Here is a 16,725-nt window from a genome sequence, read left to right as displayed (position 1 = left end):
GCTATGGGGGCACTCAGTTTTCAAGCTGCCGCAATCGCTTGTACAGCGTATTGCGGCTCACCCCCAGCCGTCGCGCCAGATGGGAAATATTGCCCCCGGCCAACTGCAACTCCCGGTTCAACGCCTCGGCATCGTTCAGGTCGATGCCCAACGGCTCGGCCACTTCGACCGGCTCCATCTCCAGATCGACAAAAAAGTCGTCCGGCAAATGCTCGGGCCGAATCGGTTGTTCCTCGGCCATCGCCAGCGCCACCTGCATCACGCTGCTGACCTGTCGCAGATTGCCCGGCCATGGATGCCGCTCGAACAGCTCCAGAACCTCGCGACTCAATCCCGCCCACTGCGACGGCTCGCGATGTTGTTCCCACAACCGCTTGAACAGCGCCTGCTTGTCGCTGCGCTCGCGTAACGGAGGCAGTTCCAAGGTCAAGCCGCCGATGCGGTAGTACAAGTCTTCGCGAAATCGCCCCAGTTGCACCTGTTCCCTGAGTGAACGGTTGGTGGCGGAGATGATCCGCAGATCCACCGGGAACAGCTCGCTGCTGCCCACCGGTTGCACGCAGCGCTCCTGCAACACGCGCAACAGGCGGGCCTGGGTCGGTAGCGGCATGTCGCCGATTTCGTCGAGGAACAGCGTACCTTTGTCGGCCTTGCGGATCAGGCCGATGCTGCCTTTCTGGTTGGCGCCGGTGAACGCGCCTTTCTCGTACCCGAACAGTTCGGACTCCACCAGTTCGGCGGGGATCGCCGCGCAGTTGACGGCAATGAACGCCTGTTTGCTGCGGGAGCTGGCCTGATGCAGGGCCTTGACGAAGACTTCCTTGCCGACCCCGGTTTCGCCGTGAATCAGCAGCGGGATGTCCTTTTCCAGCAGGCGTTCGGCCTGGCGCACGGCTTTTTCCACGCGGCTGTCGCCGAAGTGCAACGTGCTCAGGCTGATGGCCGTAGGGACGACGACTTTCGGTTCGGCTGTTATGGCTTCAGCGGTTCTTGTTTCAGTGAAGACGCGCGCCTGAATCGGCGCCTGTTTAGGCCGTTTCAACAAACACTGGAAACGATTGCGCCCGGAGGTCTGCAAGGCAAACGGCAAACCGTCCGGCTGATTGATCAACTCCAGCAACGACACCTTGAACAGGCTTTCAACGCTGACCCGCGACAACCGCACCCCCAACAGATTGTCGGCCCGACGGTTGGCCGACAGCACCTGGCCGCTCTCATCAAAGATCAGCAGCCCGGCCCACTGGCTGTCGAGGTTGTTCAACCCGGTGTTGAAGGTCAGTTGAAAGTGCTGACCATGGAACAGGTTGAGGATCAACCGGTTCTCCACGGTCTGGCTCATCATCTTGACCATACCGAGGGTGTGCGACGGTGGCAGATAGCTGTCGCTGGACACATCGAGCACGGCGATGACCTTGCGCTCGGCATCGAAAATCGGCGCGGCGGAACCGGTCATGAAGCGGTTGGCCTTGAGAAAGTGTTCATCGTGTTCAATGTGCACCGCCTGCTCGCAGGCCAGCGCGGTGCCGATGGCGTTGGTGCCGCTGGCGCGCTCGACCCAACTGGCGCCCGCCTGAAAACCACGCGCCAGGTTCGGCTCGATAAAGCGCTGGGTGCCCCAGGACGTCAGCACCTGGCCCTGATTGTCGGCCAGCATGATCAGGCAGTTGGAGTTGCTCAGGATGTTCTCGTAATACGGCAGCACTTCCTGGTGAGTGGTCTGCACCAGTGAATGATGGCGGTCGAGCAACTGCGCGATGCCGGCAGCGGGCAACTGATCGAAGGCCGGGGCGCTTTGATGATTGAGACCGAAGGCGCGGCAACGGGACCAGGAGTCCTGGACGATGGCGTCATGGGAAAGCGGCGGGGCAGGTGCGGCCATGATTGGCAGTCTCTGAAGGGTGCTTTGTTGTTTTTGTTATGGCTCGCTCGACGAGCAAAAAGCATCCATAGAGTGTTGTTCACTATTGTTCATTGTCAATCGCCCGACTGTTCAATTGTTCAGTCGCGACTGTTCACTTGTGTTCAGCTACGAACCCCGGTTCGCGTGGCCTCCAGCGAATTTTGCGGTAAATCAACAGCTTGCCGTTTCTGGCACGAATGTCGCTCTACAGCACAGGTCGCTTGACTCCAATAATAAAAAGGCCGAGCCATGTCACTCACCCTGGAGCACGTCAGCCGTACCGTCGAGGGCCAGACCTGGATCGACGATGCGAGCCTGAAATTCGAACCTGGATCCTTCAACGTTTTGCTCGGGCGCACGCTGTCCGGCAAGACCAGTCTGATGCGTCTGATGGCCGGTCTGGACAAGCCCGACAGCGGCCGCATCCTGATGAACGGCGTCGACGTCACCCAGCGCCCGGTGCGTTTGCGCAACGTGTCGATGGTCTATCAGCAATTCATCAATTACCCGACCATGACGGTGTTCGAGAACATCGCCTCGCCGCTGCGCCAGGCCGGGATCTCCAACGAGCAGATCCAGAGCAAGGTGCAGGAAACCGCGAAGATGCTGCGCATCGAGAAGTTTCTGAAGCGCTATCCGCTGGAACTCTCCGGTGGCCAGCAACAGCGCACGGCCATGGCGCGGGCGCTGGTCAAGGATGCCGAACTGATTCTGTTCGACGAGCCGCTGGTCAACCTCGACTACAAACTGCGCGAAGAGCTGCGCCAGGAAATGCGCGAGCTGTTCAAGGCGCGCCACACCATCGCCATCTACGCCACCACCGAACCCAACGAAGCGCTGGCGCTGGGCGGCACAACCACCATTCTTCATGAAGGCCGGGTGATCCAGAGCGGGCCGTCGACCGAGGTCTATCACCAGCCGCAAACGGTGCTGGCCGCCGAATTGTTCTCCGAGCCACCGATCAACCTGATGCCGGGGCGTATCGCCGGTAACGAAGTGAGTTTCGCCAACTTCGTGCACTTTCCGTTGAACGTCGACCTGCGGCCGGTGGGCGAGGGCGAGTTCCGCTTTGGCGTGCGCCCGAGCCACATCTCGCTGGTGCCGAGCAACGACGACGACCTGGAACTGGCGGTGACCGTCGAGGTGGCGGAAATCAGCGGTTCGGAAACCTTCCTGCACGTGCGCAACGAGCATTTCCTGCTGGTGCTGCATTTGCCGGGGGTTCACGAATACGACGTCGATGCGCCGATCCGCATCTATATCCCGACCCATAAACTGTTTGTGTTCGATGCGCAGGGCCGTCTGGTGCAGGCACCGGGCCGGCGTGTCGCGAGGGTTGCCTGATGGCCGAAATCCGTTTGCAGCACCTCGCCCACAGCTACAGCAAAACCCCGAGCGGGCCCGAGGATTACGCGATCCGCGAGATGGACCACATCTGGGAGCAGGGCGGCGCCTATGCCTTGCTCGGCCCTTCGGGTTGCGGCAAGTCGACCTTGCTCAACATCATTTCCGGCCTGCTCAGCCCGTCCCAGGGCCATGTGCTGTTCGACGGCAAAGCGGTCAACGACCTGACGCCGGAGAAGCGCAACATCGCGCAGGTGTTCCAGTTCCCGGTGGTGTACGACACCATGACCGTGTTCGACAACCTGGCCTTTCCCTTGCGCAATCAGGGCTTGGCCGAGGCGAAAGTACACAGCAAGGTGCAGGAAATCGCCGAAGTCCTCGACCTGCAAAACCTGCTGAGCAAAAAGGCGCGCAACCTCACCGCCGACGAAAAACAGAAAGTCTCCATGGGCCGCGGCCTGGTGCGTGATGACGTGTCGGCGATCCTGTTCGACGAGCCGCTGACGGTGATCGACCCGCACCTGAAATGGAAACTGCGGCGCAAGCTCAAGCAGATCCACGAGCAGTTCAACATCACCATGGTCTACGTCACCCACGATCAGCTGGAGGCTTCGACGTTTGCCGACAAGATCGCGGTGATGTACGGCGGCCAGATCGTCCAGTTCGGCACCCCACGGGAATTGTTCGAGCGGCCGAGCCACACCTTTGTCGGCTACTTCATCGGCAGTCCCGGCATGAACCTGATCGAAGTGCAGCCGCAACCGGGTGGGGTCGGTTTCAACTCGACCCACCTGCCGCTGTCCGACGGCTTGCAGCGCCATATCGAACACGGCCAGTGGAAAAATCTGAAGGTCGGCATCCGCCCCGAATTCATTCATGTGTGGGACGAACCGTTTGATGACGCGATGCAGGCACGGGTCGTACACGTCGAAGACCTCGGCACCTACAAGATCATGACCCTGGACCTGGACGGCGCGCCGCTGAAAGTGCGTCTGGCCGAGGACAAACCGGTGCCGCAGGGCACGGCATACATCAGTTTTCCGGCGCAGTGGCTGATGGTCTATGCCGACGAATTTCTGCTGGATGCCACCGACAGCGAGGTACAGCCATGAACAAGGTGCAGAACAACAAAGCCTGGTGGCTGGTGTTGCCGGTGTTCCTGCTGGTGGCGTTCAGTGCGGTGATCCCGATGATGACCGTGGTCAACTATTCGGTGCAGGACATCTTCGACCAGTCCAGCCGCTACTTCGTCGGCGCCGACTGGTACAAGCAGGTGCTGCTCGATCCGCGTCTGCACGACTCGTTGCTGCGCCAGTTCATCTACTCGGCGTGTGTGCTGCTGATCGAAATCCCGCTCGGCATCGCCATTGCGCTGACCATGCCGACCAAGGGCCGCTGGTCATCGGTGGTGCTGATCGTGCTGGCGATCCCGCTGCTGATTCCGTGGAACGTGGTCGGCACCATCTGGCAGATTTTCGGCCGCGCCGACATCGGCCTGCTGGGTTCGAGCCTCAATGCCATGGGCATCAGCTACAACTATGCGGCCAACACCATGGACGCCTGGGTCACCGTGCTGGTGATGGACGTCTGGCACTGGACTTCACTGGTGGCACTGTTGTGTTTCTCCGGGCTGCGGGCGATTCCCGATGTGTATTACCAGGCCGCGCGCATCGACCGGGCCTCGGCCTGGGCCGTGTTCCGGCACATTCAGCTGCCCAAGTTGAAGAGCGTGCTGCTGATCGCGGTGATGCTGCGCTTCATGGACAGCTTCATGATCTATACCGAGCCGTTCGTACTCACCGGTGGCGGACCGGGTAACTCGACGACCTTCCTGAGTCAGACCCTGACCCAGATGGCCGTAGGCCAATTCGACCTGGGGCCGGCGGCGGCATTCTCGCTGGTGTACTTCCTGATCATCCTGCTGGTGTCCTGGCTGTTCTATACCGCCATGACCCACAACGATGCCAACCGCTGAGGCCCGGCCATGAGCAAAAGAAAGCTGATTCCACTGCTGCTCTACATCCTGTTCCTGCTGGTGCCGATCTACTGGCTGCTGAACATGTCGTTCAAGAGCAATACCGAAATCCTCGGCGGACTGACCCTTTTCCCACAGGATTTCACGCTGGCGAACTACAAGGTGATTTTCACCGACCCGAGCTGGTACACCGGCTATATCAACTCGCTGTACTACGTCAGTCTGAACACGATCATTTCTCTGACCGTGGCACTGCCGGCGGCCTACGCGTTTTCCCGCTACCGCTTTCTCGGCGACAAGCATCTGTTCTTCTGGCTGCTGACCAACCGCATGGCGCCGCCGGCGGTATTCCTGCTGCCGTTCTTCCAGTTGTACTCGTCGATCGGCCTGTTCGACACCCACATCGCCGTGGCGCTGGCGCACTGCCTGTTCAACGTGCCGCTGGCGGTGTGGATCCTCGAAGGTTTCATGTCCGGGGTGCCGAAAGAAATCGACGAAACCGCCTACATCGACGGCTACAGCTTTCCCAAGTTCTTCGTGAAGATCTTCATTCCGCTGATCGGCTCCGGCATCGGTGTGACGGCGTTTTTCTGCTTCATGTTTTCCTGGGTCGAACTGCTGCTGGCGCGCACGCTGACCTCGGTGAACGCCAAACCGATCGCGGCGGTGATGACGCGCACGGTGTCGGCGTCCGGCATTGACTGGGGTGTACTGGCGGCGGCGGGGGTGTTGACTATTCTCCCCGGCATGCTGGTGATCTGGTTCGTTCGCAACCACGTGGCCAAGGGCTTTGCCCTGGGCCGGGTCTGAGGAACTGATGATGGAATGGATGAGCTGGACCGTCCCGACGGCGGCGTTTTTCATCGTGATCGGGTTGATCCTGGTGGGCATGACCACCTGGGAATTGCGCTCGCCGAGCATCTTGCGGCGAGGGTTTCTGCCGATTGCCACCACCCGTGGCGATCGCTTGTTCATCGGTCTTCTCGGCAGCGCCTACCTGCATCTGCTGGTAATCGGCGTGACCGACTGGAGCATCTGGGTAGCGTCCGCGTTGTCCCTGGTGTGGCTGTTGGCTGTGATGCGTTGGGGCTAGTCGAATCGCTCGGCAATCTTGCTCCGAAAACCTAACAGGAGGTCTCTATGTTCGATAAGAAAAATAAGCTGCGACATAGCATTTCATTGGCAGCCATGCTGGCACTCAGCGGTTTGAGCGCGTCCGCCTGGGCCGACGCCTACGAAGATGCCGCAAAAAAATGGATCGGCAGCGAGTTCAAGCCGTCGACCCTGACGGCCGAGCAGCAACTCGAAGAACTGAAGTGGTTCATCAAGGCGGCCGAGCCGTTTCGCGGGATGGACATCAAAGTCGTCTCGGAAACCCTGACCACCCACGAATATGAATCCAAGGTGCTGGCCAAGGCCTTCAGCGAAATCACCGGGATCAAGCTGACCCACGACCTGCTGCAGGAAGGCGACGTCGTGGAAAAAATGCAGACGGTGATGCAGTCGGACAAGAACATCTACGACGGCTGGGTCAACGACTCGGACCTGATCGGTACGCACTTTCGCTACGGCAAGACCGAATCGATCACCGACCTGATGGCCAACGAAGGCAAGAACTTCACTTCGCCGACCCTCGACATCAAGGACTTCATCGGCATCTCCTTCACCACCGCGCCGGACGGCAAGATCTATCAATTGCCCGACCAGCAGTTCGCCAACCTGTACTGGTTCCGCGCCGACTGGTTCGAACGTGCCGACCTGAAAGCCAAGTTCAAGGAAAAGTACGGCTATGAACTCGGCGTGCCGGTGAACTGGTCGGCCTATGAAGACATCGCCAAATTCTTCAGCGAAGACGTCAAGGAAATCGACGGCAAACGCATCTACGGGCACATGGACTACGGCAAGAAAGACCCGTCGCTCGGCTGGCGCTTCACCGATGCCTGGTTCTCCATGGCCGGTGGCGGCGACAAAGGCCTGCCGAACGGCTTGCCGGTTGACGAGTGGGGCATTCGCGTCGAAGACTGTCATCCGGTCGGCTCCAGCGTCACTCGTGGCGGCGACACCAATGGCCCGGCCGCGGTGTTTGCTACCACCAAATATGTCGACTGGCTGAAAAAATACGCGCCACCGGAAGCGGCGGGCATGACCTTCTCCGAGTCCGGCCCGGTGCCGTCCCAGGGCAACATCGCCCAGCAGATCTTCTGGTACACCGCCTTCACCGCCGACATGACCAAACCGGGCCTGCCGGTGGTCAACGCCGACGGCACGCCGAAATGGCGCATGGCGCCGTCGCCACGCGGGCCGTACTGGGAAGAGGGGATGAAACTCGGTTATCAGGACGTGGGCTCGTGGACCTTCATGAAATCCACGCCTGAGAAACAGAAACTCGCGGCCTGGCTGTACGCGCAGTTCGTGACCTCGAAAACCGTGTCGCTGAAGAAAACCATCGTCGGCCTGACGCCGATTCGCGAGTCGGACATCAACTCGCAAGCGATGACCGATCTGGCACCGAAGCTTGGTGGTCTGGTCGAGTTCTACCGCAGCCCGGCCCGCGTGCAATGGACGCCGACCGGCACCAACGTGCCGGACTACCCACGTCTGGCACAACTGTGGTGGAGCCACATCGCCGAAGCCGCCAGCGGCGAGAAGACCCCGCAACAGGCCCTCGACGGTCTGGCCAAGGATCAGGACGCGATCATGACCCGTCTGGAACGCTCCAAGGCCCAAGCGGTGTGCGCACCGAAAATGAACCCCGAGCGCGACGCGCAATACTGGTTCGACCAGCCGGGCGCACCAAAACCGAAACTGGCCAACGAGAAACCGAAAGGCGAAACCGTGAGCTACAACGAACTGCTCAAGTCGTGGGAGGCGGCACGCAAGTAAGGTTTTTTGCGGGGCGGAACGGCACCTTCGGGTGCCGTTTTTTTTAGCCCTCGATTTCACGTTTCACCGCCCGACGCACCGCTTTGAGGAGAGCGTTTTCAAAGGCGTTGTGCCCGGCGTGCAGCAACCGGCAGTGGATGTTCATGCGTTGCCTGAGCCAGCGCACGCTGGCCATGCCATGGGTATCGCGGATGCCCTGGATCAGCAGGGTGTTGTCGTCAAGGGTCAGGTCTTCATCCTTTGGTGTGAAGCAGTAGTTCTGCAGGTGGTAATGCAGTTCCAGACGGATCGCGAGCACCGCTTCCTGATCGACGAAACGCTCCAGAGTGTCGGGGCAGATCGTCTGCCCTGTGCGACGTAGAACAGCGTTCAACCATTCGATGGCGGCGCGGTGTTGCTGCGATGGACAGCCTTCGCCGAGGATCCGGTAGATGTCCTTCGCGCGATGGCCTGACGACGTTTGAGGCGATTGCGCCAGCCCGTCATTGAGCGCCTGATCGTAGGCCCGGACATTGTCGGCAAACGGCACGAATACCGAGACCAGCTTGGTTTTCAGCAGGTGCTGCGGGTAACGCTGCTGGTACTGAATCGCCAGCCAGCTACCCCATGACACGCCCAGCACGCTGATTTTTTCGAAGCCGAAATGCTGGCGCAGGGCATCGATGTCTTCGACACACAGCCCGGTAGTGTTATCCCGAAGTTCGCCGTAGGGCGTCGAGCGTCCGCAGCCCCGTTGGTCAAACAGGATGATGTCGAACCTATCCGGTTCGAAGAACTGCAAATGGTGGCGGCTGATACGCCCGCCGGGGCCGCCATGGAGGAAAAACACCGGTTCGTGTCCCGGAACACCATGGCGTTCCCAATAGAGTTGATGGCCGTCGCCGGTCGGGTAATAACCTCGGCTGTGCAGGGAAAAGCTCATGGCGTCGGAACCGTCAGACGATAGAACTGGAACAGCTCGACCTGCCCCGGTCGCGCCGCGACGCTGGATTCAAGTTTCAGGTGGTGGAGGGAGGCAAGCCAGGTCACCGGAATCAGCACCGGGGTGTGACCGAAGACGAGGATCGTGCCACCGAGATTGACGCAGCGGATCAGCGACTCGAATGCGGTCTGGGCTTCCCGGCGGGTCAAGACTTCGGCGTTGAGGAACCGCAGGATCAAGACATCGCAGCGAATCCCGGCATCGAAAGCTTCACTCGCCTCCAGCACGTCGAATTCGACGGAGATCCCGCTGTGCCAGCGCCTGGCGTGTTCGATCATCGAGGCCGAACGGTCACTGCCCAGGCACAGACAGTCGGGGAGGGCGCGGGCGAGGTGGGCGATGAACGCGCCGGTCGAACAGGCCGGGTCGTAAATCAGTGCGCCTTTTTCAGTGATGGCCTGGAGCAGCCCGGCGCAGTATTCGCGCAAGTGGTGCTCGTCGGTGTTCAGCTGTTCGGCCAGTGATTCGTTGCATTGCCAGAAGTCTGCTGGGCAGACCGCCTCCCGACCGATCTCATCCAGCAGTGGAAAGGGAAACAGGATCTCGCTGTCAGCCTGATGCAAGGCGTGCTCGAAGACCCGAGCCTTCTCTGGGGGAGAAACCGTCCGATACCCGATCGACAACCCGTCATCACCCCACAATGAGTGGAGATGCGGGCCAAACAACATGCCGGGGTTGAGCGCGCTGCTGGCCTGCCATCGAAAATGCCGGTCACGTTGCAGGAGCTTGCGGCCGACCCAGAGCTCATCGTTCACCCGCAGGAAAAAAACGTGATGCAGTCCGCTGCCGCGTGGTTCGAGGTAGTGGCCAACAGCGCCGTTCTCGTTGAGGTAAAGGCGCATCGAACGAGCCAATGTCAGCTCCCGGGTGCGATCAAGTCGGTTCATGGGGCTGGCCTCTCCAATGTCCGGCCCCTCGCTTGCGGGATGACGACGTTGCCGCTGGAGACCACGAAGAAGCGCTCCAGTCCGGGGATCACCACGTTGAGCAGGGTGGTGCCGAGCTCGGTTCGCTGCAGGACGGCTGCACCCAGCGTACGGCCATGAATCCGCAGGTCTTGAGTCAGCAAGTGCAGTTGATTTTGCACCGTCAGGTCTTTAGCGGAATCCGCCAGTCTCACCTCGTGTTGAATGCAGCGATGCAGCAGCGTCTGCGGATCGAACTGCGCACAGCGCAGCAGGCGCGGGAAAGGCTGCAGGTTGCGCAGCGCATTGTTCAGCGTCTGTCGGTATTCGGGTTCGGCGGCGCTGAGTTGCAACTGCACCAGTTCAGTGAGCGCCCGCCACGCCGCATGGCGCGGTTCGAGGGAGCTGCCACTACCGAATACCTGTGGATGAGGCCCCGGCTTCGTCGTGAACGCCAGAAAGGTCCGGGTCATGAACTCGGTGCTGATATCCACCAGCACGATTTCGCCGTCGATTTCCTGCTCGGCATCGGCCCATAGACGACCGAGTTCGTCGCTTTCAGCGAGGCGCGCCACCCGTCGCAGTGGTGGATGGTTCTGGTAATAAAAATGATCGAGCAGAAACAACGATACGGCGTCGCGCTCGATGCATTCGTTGGCGGCGTGCAGCATCGCTTCGTTGTAAGTGGCGCCAATCGCGGTGCCGTTGTTGCTGGCGTAGCGCTGCACGGCGCGGTAGTCCGCCATGCCCGGTGACGAGGGCAAACGTGAGCCGTTCGGCGAGGTCAGCGCCAACGGATAGGAAAACCGGTCATGCCACGGCGGACAGACATAGGTCCGGCAGGTGATGCGCACGTTTTGCTGGCAGGTGAGCCTGTGCAGGAGCGAGTCATCGGCAAACACCGGCGTGTCTTTGAAATAGCGTTCCGTCTCGTGGTGAACATCGTAGGTACAGAGTTCATCCGTCCAGTAGTGCTCGAGCGCTTCATAAAGCGCGCCCAGGTGCGCCTGATCCGCATAGCCCTTGCCGGAGCCACGGGCATGACGGTTGTCGTCGCCATGAAGACTCGCCTGAACGGCAACCACTTTGCTGCCGAGGGTGCGGGTGTGCGGTGTGAGGCCCAGGCGTGAAAGTTCGGTGTGAATACGCCGTTCTGCCTGATCGGCGGTGAGCTCACGCTCGGCCAACGTTGTCTTGTCCATGATTCCCTTCCTGGAAAGCCCGCGAGGGCGCAAGGCCCCCGCGGGTTCTGTCACTCGGCGTTGAGTTCCGCCTGTTCTTCCTCGGTCAGTTGCAGCGCTTCGATCTGCTCTGGCGAGGGTGCTTCCTGCTCTTCCAGTTCATCGATAGGGTTTGCGTTCAAGCTGCCCATGTAGCCCATGATGTTGCTCCTTGGTTGTTGTTTGGGAGTGCTGTTGCAAGCACGAGCCGAATCTAAAAGGGCGGTGAGGGCGGGGTCAAAAATGTCCAGACGTTTCCAGCCGCGGGTTTCAGCGGTGTCGAAACACGTACTGATAAAACGTGAATTGACGCCGGGCGGACGTGTTTCTGGGGGGCAGCACTGCGTGGCAACGGGCGAACCACGCGAAAGGAATCAGCGGTCTGAGGCGTTCTGTCTGTTGTCGTTGTCAGACGTTTCAGCGCGGGGACGACGCAAATTCGTACTGAAGAATCTACGGGGATGGATGCAGCACTTGTGCGGTGATTTTTCCTATGAGGTTTCAGAAAACACCGCACAAATCGGCTTGAAGGTTTAGTGCCGTTCCCGGTGCAACGCGGGAAACACCAGACTGAACACCGTCATCGCCCCCGGACGGCTTTGAACCTGCGCGGAGCCCTGATGCAAGGTCATGATCGAATGCACGATGGCCAGTCCCAGACCGGTACTGCCCTGTGAACGGGTGCGACTGCTGTCGACCCGGTAAAAACGGTCGAACAGATACGGCAGGTGCTGCGCTTCGATGCCTGTGCCGGGATTGCTCACCCGCAGCGACACCTCGTTCGGCGCCTGTTCGATGAACAGCGAAACGGTCTTGCCGGACGGGCAGTGGCGCAGGGCATTGGACAGCAGATTGGAAATCGCTCGCTGAATCATCAGCCGGTCGCCCGACACCTGAGCGCTGCCGATGACTTTCAGGTCGATCTGTTTGTCCTGTGCCGTCAGGGAAAACAGATCCGCCACCTTGGACGCCTCTTCCTCCAGCGCAATCGGCTCGAACGAAGCGTGCGCCGCAGGCTGGCTGGCCTGGGCCAGGAACAGCATGTCCGAGACAATCCGCGCGACCCGCTCCAGCTCTTCGGTGCAGGACACCAGAACGTTGGTGTATTCCTCGACCGAGCGCTCCCGCGACAGCGTCACCTGGGCCTTGCCCATCAGGTTGTTGATCGGCGTGCGCAGCTCGTGGGCCAAGTCATCGGAGAACTGCGACAACTGCTGCACGCCGCTGTCCAGGCGATCGAGCATGACGTTGATGCCCTGCGCCAGCTCGCTGAGTTCCTGGGGCATGTTCAGCACCGACAGGCGATGATCGAGATCCTGCGTCGTCACTCGCGCCGCTACTTTGCGGAATTCGCGCAACGGTGCCAGCCCTCGCTGCACGGCCCCCCATGCGGTCAGGCCGATGAACACCAGCAGCAACGGCAAAGCCATCAACGTCGAGCGCAAATAAGCGCTGAGCAGAGCCTGATCGTGGGCGTTATCCATCGACAGCAGCACTGGTACGCTGCTGCCGTCCTTGAGGCGAATCAGCTTGGAGACGGTGAGAAACTTCACGCCTTCAGCATCGGCGCTGTCGGTGTGGGTCAACTGATCGGTGGTCGCCCGTACCGCTTTCAGTTCAACCCGTGGATCGGTCAGGCCCGACCCGGATTTGAGCAGCGGGGTGCGCAGGTTGTTCAGGTCATAAATGGTCAGCGTCAGGTTGTCATGCCCCATGACCTGATCGAGCAGAATGTGCGGCTTGGCACTGATCTCACCGGTGTCGGCGTACAACGTCAGGCTGTGCTCGACCTGTTCCATCTTTTTTTCCAGGCTGTCGCGCGATAGCGCGTTCAGCTCATGGGTCAGGGCGAAATACGCGAGGATCGCCAGAAACACCACCAGCAATGCGCCGAGAATGCTGACCGTCAGACCCAGACGCAGCGACAGGCTGGCCGGCTTCATTCCCGCGCCTCCAGCACATAGCCGACACCGCGCAGGGTGTGGATCAGTTTGCTGTCGAACGGGTCGTCGATCTTCGCCCGCAAGCGGCGGATCGAGACCTCGACCACGTTGGTGTCGCAGTCGAAATTCATGTCCCACACCAGCGAGATGATCTGGGTGCGGGTCAGCACTTCGCCGGACTGGCGCATCAGCAGGTGCAGCAGGGCGAATTCCTTGGTGGTCAGGTCGATGCGCTGGGTGCCGCGAAAGGCCCGGTGACGGCCCGGATCAAGTTCCAGATCGGCGACCTTGAGCACCTGCGGCACCGGAATGTTCTCGCTGCGACGCATCAACGTGCGTACCCGCGCCAGCAGTTCCGGAAACTCGAACGGCTTGACCAGATAATCATCGGCACCCAGATCCAGACCCCGGATCTTGTCCGCCAGCCGCCCGCGTGCGGTGAGCATCATCACCCGGGTGGAGTGGGTGCGACGCAGTTGTTCCAGCACGCTCCAGCCGTCGAGTTCCGGCAGGTTCACATCGAGAATGATCAGGTCATAAACCTGTTGTTGCGCCAGGTGCAAACCGTCAGCGCCGTTAACGGCGTGGTCAACGATATAACCACTTTCGGTCAGGCCCTGATGCAAGTATTCGGCAGCTTTAAGCTCGTCCTCGACGACAAGGATTCGCATGATGTTTCACCACTTTTAATGAATGGGTATTTAAGTAAGTGAGTCGGGAAGTTGCAGTTTTTACAGAGGCTTCCTGACGGACTTTGGAACTGGATGGCGTGCACGGTAAAGGCTGTAGTGGCTACAGAGTCAACGCCTGATGCCTTTAAATCGGCCATCCGCGACGGCCTGTCGCAGCGAAATAGTGGGTTTTCCATGACTTCCATTTCGGCAAGTGCTGTTCGGCGGATAACTAACGCGCATTTGTTTCTATCTATTGCAACAAACTCATTCGAACTTCGAATCCTAGAGCAAAACAACTTCGATAAACCGTGGATAACGGATTTGTAATGTTCACGTCACCTTGTCGATAAGTTCAAAACCCTACCGTGGCGCCATCAACGATTCTTGATTGAAGGAAGCCTTCCATTGCCCGGTTTAATTGAACTGACGGCGCGATCACGCCTGAAAAAAACCGCCAGCGGCCTCTTGTTGCTGGCCTGTACCAGCCTTGCCAGTGCATCGACCCTGACCCTGGATCAGGCGCTGCAAACGGCCTTCGCCGGCAACCCTGATCTGGCCGCCGCGCAGTGGGAAATCGGCATTGCCGAAGGTGACCGCAAGCAGGCTGGCCTGATCCCGAATCCCGAAGTGTCGTGGGAGGCCGAAGACACCCGGCGCGAATCGCGCACCACCACGGTGATGCTCAGCCAGCCGATCGAGCTGGGCGGCAAGCGTGGCGCGCGGATTGATGTGGCGAGCCGTGCGCAGGACGCCGCCGGCATCGAGCTGGAGCGCAAGCGCAACGCATTGCGCGCCGACGTGCTTCAAGCGTTCAACGGTGCGCAGACCGCGCAGCAACGTTTGCAACTGGCCCGGCAGTCGCTGCAGCTTGCCGAGCACGGTTTGCGTGTGGCGCAGGGACGAATCGAGGCAGGCAAGTCGTCGCCGGTGGAAGGCACGCGGGCGCAAGTGCAGCTCTCGGAAGTGCGCCTGGAATTGAGCCGCGCCGAGCGCGATCAGGCCAATGCGTACCAGCAATTGGCGCAGGTCATGGGCGCCCCGTTGCCGACGTCGACTACGGTGCAGAGCGCGACTCAAAGCCTGCCCAGCGTACCGCCGCCCACCCGTTTGCTTGAGCGCCTGAACGAAACAGCGGAGCTGCGGCTGGCCAGGTTGCAGATCGAGCAGCGCGAGGCGTCGCTGGGGCTGGAAAAGTCCCAGCGGATTCCCGATCTCACCGTCAGCATCGGCAGCCAGTACAGCGAAACCGAGCGCGAGCGGGTCAACGTGGTGGGGCTGTCGATGCCGATTCCGCTGTTCAACCGCAATCAGGGCAACGTGCTGGCGGCGGCTCGGCGTACCGATCAGGCGCGGGACCTGCGCAACGCCACCGAACTGCGCTTGCGCACGGAAATCCAGACCACGCTGGCGCAATGGCAGACCGCCAACGGCGAAATCCAGGCGTTCGACCGGACCATCCTGCCCGCCGCGCAAAGTGCCGTGGACAGCGCCACTCGCGGTTTCGAAATGGGCAAGTTCGGCTTCTTCGACGTGCTCGACGCCCAGCGCACATTGATCGCCGCTCGCAGCCAATACATCCAGGCGGTGAGCGAGGCGACCGACGCCCGGGTCCGCATCGAACGCATCTTCGGCGACCTCAGCGCCAACCCTTGAATTTCAACTTTCTGATCACTGCGCGATGGCTTGGCGCAGAGGAGTTTCCATGGACAAAAAACTGATCGTGGTCGCTGCGGCGACGTTGGCGCTGGGCATTGGCATCGGCTCGATGTGGAGCGGCAATGCGTCGATCGATGCGCATGCCGATGAAGCGGCGGAACACGCCGATCACGCCGAAGAAGGCGCCGCTGCTGACGGCGAGCACGCCGAAGAAGGGCACATCGAATTGACGGCAGAGCAGATCGCGGCGGCGGGGATTCAACTGGCCGCCGCGCAGGCGCAGAACTTCAGTCTCGGTCTGTCGTTTCCCGGCGAAGTGCGCTTCGACGAAGACCGCACCGCGCATGTGGTGCCGCGCGTACCGGGCGTGGTCGAGTCGGTGTCGGTCAATCTCGGTCAGTCGGTGAAGAAAGGTCAGTTGCTGGCCGTGATCGCCAGTCAGCAGATTTCCGATCAGCGCAGTGAGCAGGCAGCCGCGCAACGCCGTCTGGCCTTGGCGCGCACGATGTTCGAGCGTGAGAAGAAACTGTGGCAGGACAAGATCTCCGCCGAACAGGATTTCCTTCAGGCGCGTCAGGCCCTGGAAGAAGCCGAAATCGCCGTAAGCAATGCCCGGCAAAAGATCAGCGTGCTCAGTGGCAGCGTGGTCGCCACCGGAGGCAATCGATATGAACTGCGGGCGCCTTTCGACGGTGTAGTGGTGGAAAAACACCTGACGCCGGGCGAGGTGGTCGATGAAACCACGGCGGCGTTTACGCTTTCGGATCTGTCGCGGGTGTGGGTCACGTTCGGCGTTTCACCGAAGGACCTGAACAAGGTGCAGGTGGGCAAATCCGTCACCGTCAGCGCGGCGGAGTTGAACGCCGAAGTCAGCGGCACCGTGGCTTACGTCGGCAGCCTGCTCGGCGAACAGACCCGTACCGCGACCGTGCGCGTCACCCTGGAAAACCCGCAAGGCTCATGGCGTCCCGGCCTGTTCGTCACCGCGGTCGCCACCGACAGCCGTCAGGCCAAAGTCGCCGTACCGGAAACCGCGATCCAGACCGTCGAGGACAAACCCACGGTATTCGTGCGCACCGACGACGGCTTCAAGGCCCAAGCGGTGGAGCTGGGCAGTCGGGCGGCGGGGCAAGTGGAAGTCACCGCCGGACTGGAGCCTGGCGTGCAAGTCGCCAGCGCCGGCAGCTTCGTCCTCAAATCGGAGCTGGGCAAAGCCTCGGCCGAGCACAGTCATTAATCGCGG

General features: G+C 60.7%; 15 protein-coding genes. 8 read left to right on the top strand and 7 right to left on the bottom strand.

Annotated elements, in window-relative coordinates; genetic code table 11:
* Positions 1–13: 13 nt before the first annotated feature.
* Positions 14–1,879 carry a sigma-54-dependent Fis family transcriptional regulator gene (locus tag LOY31_RS18535; RefSeq protein WP_258712009.1) on the bottom strand — a complete coding sequence of 622 codons (1,866 nt, stop codon included), beginning with the start codon at positions 1,877–1,879 and terminating at the stop codon, positions 14–16.
* Positions 1,880–2,149: 270 nt separating this feature from the next.
* Here LOY31_RS18535 and LOY31_RS18530 point away from each other — a divergent pair, with 270 nt between their 5' ends.
* Genes LOY31_RS18530 through LOY31_RS18505 form a run of 6 tightly spaced genes read left to right on the top strand, consistent with a single transcriptional unit; the run spans position 2,150 to position 8,102 of the window.
* Positions 2,150–3,244 carry an ABC transporter ATP-binding protein gene (locus LOY31_RS18530; RefSeq protein ID WP_007951489.1) on the top strand — a complete coding sequence of 365 codons (1,095 nt, stop codon included), beginning with the start codon at positions 2,150–2,152 and terminating at the stop codon, positions 3,242–3,244.
* Entirely contained in the window at positions 3,244–4,356 is a 1,113-nt protein-coding gene (locus LOY31_RS18525) for an ABC transporter ATP-binding protein (RefSeq protein ID WP_007951488.1), read from the top strand. Before LOY31_RS18530 ends, LOY31_RS18525 begins: the two co-directional genes overlap by 1 nt.
* Positions 4,353–5,219, top strand: a complete 867-nt coding sequence (locus LOY31_RS18520; RefSeq protein ID WP_007951487.1) for a carbohydrate ABC transporter permease — start codon at positions 4,353–4,355, stop codon at positions 5,217–5,219. The genes LOY31_RS18525 and LOY31_RS18520 overlap by 4 nt, the downstream gene beginning before the upstream one ends.
* Positions 5,220–5,228: 9 nt before the next feature.
* Entirely contained in the window at positions 5,229–6,029 is an 801-nt protein-coding gene (locus tag LOY31_RS18515) for a carbohydrate ABC transporter permease (protein WP_007951486.1), read from the top strand.
* A gap of 10 nt (positions 6,030–6,039) precedes the next feature.
* Positions 6,040–6,312: a DUF2160 domain-containing protein gene (locus tag LOY31_RS18510; RefSeq protein ID WP_039767461.1), complete on the top strand. Its 273-nt coding sequence runs from the start codon at positions 6,040–6,042 to the stop codon at positions 6,310–6,312.
* 47 nt (positions 6,313–6,359) lie between these two features.
* A complete protein-coding gene (locus tag LOY31_RS18505; RefSeq protein WP_258712008.1) occupies positions 6,360–8,102 on the top strand; it encodes an ABC transporter substrate-binding protein in 1,743 nt (580 codons plus the stop codon).
* Positions 8,103–8,145: 43 nt separating this feature from the next.
* Here LOY31_RS18505 and LOY31_RS18500 read toward each other — a convergent pair whose 3' ends face one another.
* From LOY31_RS18500 to LOY31_RS18475, 6 genes are all read right to left on the bottom strand, one after another.
* On the bottom strand, positions 8,146–9,024 hold the full coding sequence (locus LOY31_RS18500) for an alpha/beta fold hydrolase (protein WP_258712007.1): 879 nt from the start codon (positions 9,022–9,024) through the stop codon (positions 8,146–8,148).
* Positions 9,021–9,971: a trans-aconitate 2-methyltransferase gene (locus LOY31_RS18495; RefSeq protein WP_258712006.1), complete on the bottom strand. Its 951-nt coding sequence runs from the start codon at positions 9,969–9,971 to the stop codon at positions 9,021–9,023. The genes LOY31_RS18500 and LOY31_RS18495 overlap by 4 nt, the downstream gene beginning before the upstream one ends.
* A complete protein-coding gene (locus tag LOY31_RS18490; protein ID WP_258712005.1) occupies positions 9,968–11,191 on the bottom strand; it encodes a YcaO-like family protein in 1,224 nt (407 codons plus the stop codon). Before LOY31_RS18490 ends, LOY31_RS18495 begins: the two co-directional genes overlap by 4 nt.
* Before the next feature lie 50 nt (positions 11,192–11,241).
* The gene (locus LOY31_RS18485) at positions 11,242–11,370 is read right to left on the bottom strand and encodes a hypothetical protein (RefSeq protein WP_007951477.1); all 129 of its coding nucleotides are present in this window, start codon (positions 11,368–11,370) and stop codon (positions 11,242–11,244) included.
* A 372-nt stretch (positions 11,371–11,742) separates the two neighbouring features.
* Entirely contained in the window at positions 11,743–13,152 is a 1,410-nt protein-coding gene (locus tag LOY31_RS18480) for a heavy metal sensor histidine kinase (protein ID WP_085608370.1), read from the bottom strand.
* Positions 13,149–13,823, bottom strand: a complete 675-nt coding sequence (locus LOY31_RS18475; RefSeq protein WP_007951475.1) for a heavy metal response regulator transcription factor — start codon at positions 13,821–13,823, stop codon at positions 13,149–13,151. The genes LOY31_RS18480 and LOY31_RS18475 overlap by 4 nt, the downstream gene beginning before the upstream one ends.
* A 408-nt stretch (positions 13,824–14,231) precedes the next feature.
* Here LOY31_RS18475 and LOY31_RS18470 point away from each other — a divergent pair, with 408 nt between their 5' ends.
* Positions 14,232–15,479, top strand: coding sequence for a TolC family protein (locus LOY31_RS18470; RefSeq protein WP_258712004.1), 1,248 nt, complete (start codon positions 14,232–14,234; stop codon positions 15,477–15,479).
* 49 nt (positions 15,480–15,528) lie between these two features.
* Positions 15,529–16,719: an efflux RND transporter periplasmic adaptor subunit gene (locus LOY31_RS18465; RefSeq protein WP_258712003.1), complete on the top strand. Its 1,191-nt coding sequence runs from the start codon at positions 15,529–15,531 to the stop codon at positions 16,717–16,719.
* Positions 16,720–16,725 lie beyond the last annotated feature (6 nt).

It is taken from the genome of Pseudomonas sp. B21-021, assembly GCF_024749205.1.
Taxonomy (GTDB): Bacteria; Pseudomonadota; Gammaproteobacteria; order Pseudomonadales; family Pseudomonadaceae; genus Aquipseudomonas; species Aquipseudomonas paraglycinae.
The sequence above is the reverse complement of the archived record's forward strand: the minus strand, read 5'-3'. Positions and strand labels throughout refer to the sequence as shown.

Bases quoted from the DNA above. Each gene is read 5' to 3' on its own strand.
- LOY31_RS18465 (WP_258712003.1), top strand. From the start codon at position 15,529: ATGGACAAAAAACTGATCGTGGTCGCTGCGGCGACGTTGGCGCTGGGC.
- LOY31_RS18495 (WP_258712006.1), bottom strand. From the start codon at position 9,971: ATGAACCGACTTGATCGCACCCGGGAGCTGACATTGGCTCGTTCGATG.
- LOY31_RS18515 (WP_007951486.1), top strand. From the start codon at position 5,229: ATGAGCAAAAGAAAGCTGATTCCACTGCTGCTCTACATCCTGTTCCTG.
- LOY31_RS18480 (WP_085608370.1), bottom strand. From the start codon at position 13,152: ATGAAGCCGGCCAGCCTGTCGCTGCGTCTGGGTCTGACGGTCAGCATT.
- LOY31_RS18475 (WP_007951475.1), bottom strand. From the start codon at position 13,823: ATGCGAATCCTTGTCGTCGAGGACGAGCTTAAAGCTGCCGAATACTTG.
- LOY31_RS18510 (WP_039767461.1), top strand. From the start codon at position 6,040: ATGGAATGGATGAGCTGGACCGTCCCGACGGCGGCGTTTTTCATCGTG.
- LOY31_RS18485 (WP_007951477.1), bottom strand. From the start codon at position 11,370: ATGGGCTACATGGGCAGCTTGAACGCAAACCCTATCGATGAACTGGAA.
- LOY31_RS18500 (WP_258712007.1), bottom strand. From the start codon at position 9,024: ATGAGCTTTTCCCTGCACAGCCGAGGTTATTACCCGACCGGCGACGGC.
- LOY31_RS18490 (WP_258712005.1), bottom strand. From the start codon at position 11,191: ATGGACAAGACAACGTTGGCCGAGCGTGAGCTCACCGCCGATCAGGCA.
- LOY31_RS18530 (WP_007951489.1), top strand. From the start codon at position 2,150: ATGTCACTCACCCTGGAGCACGTCAGCCGTACCGTCGAGGGCCAGACC.
- LOY31_RS18505 (WP_258712008.1), top strand. From the start codon at position 6,360: ATGTTCGATAAGAAAAATAAGCTGCGACATAGCATTTCATTGGCAGCC.
- LOY31_RS18535 (WP_258712009.1), bottom strand. From the start codon at position 1,879: ATGGCCGCACCTGCCCCGCCGCTTTCCCATGACGCCATCGTCCAGGAC.
- LOY31_RS18525 (WP_007951488.1), top strand. From the start codon at position 3,244: ATGGCCGAAATCCGTTTGCAGCACCTCGCCCACAGCTACAGCAAAACC.
- LOY31_RS18520 (WP_007951487.1), top strand. From the start codon at position 4,353: ATGAACAAGGTGCAGAACAACAAAGCCTGGTGGCTGGTGTTGCCGGTG.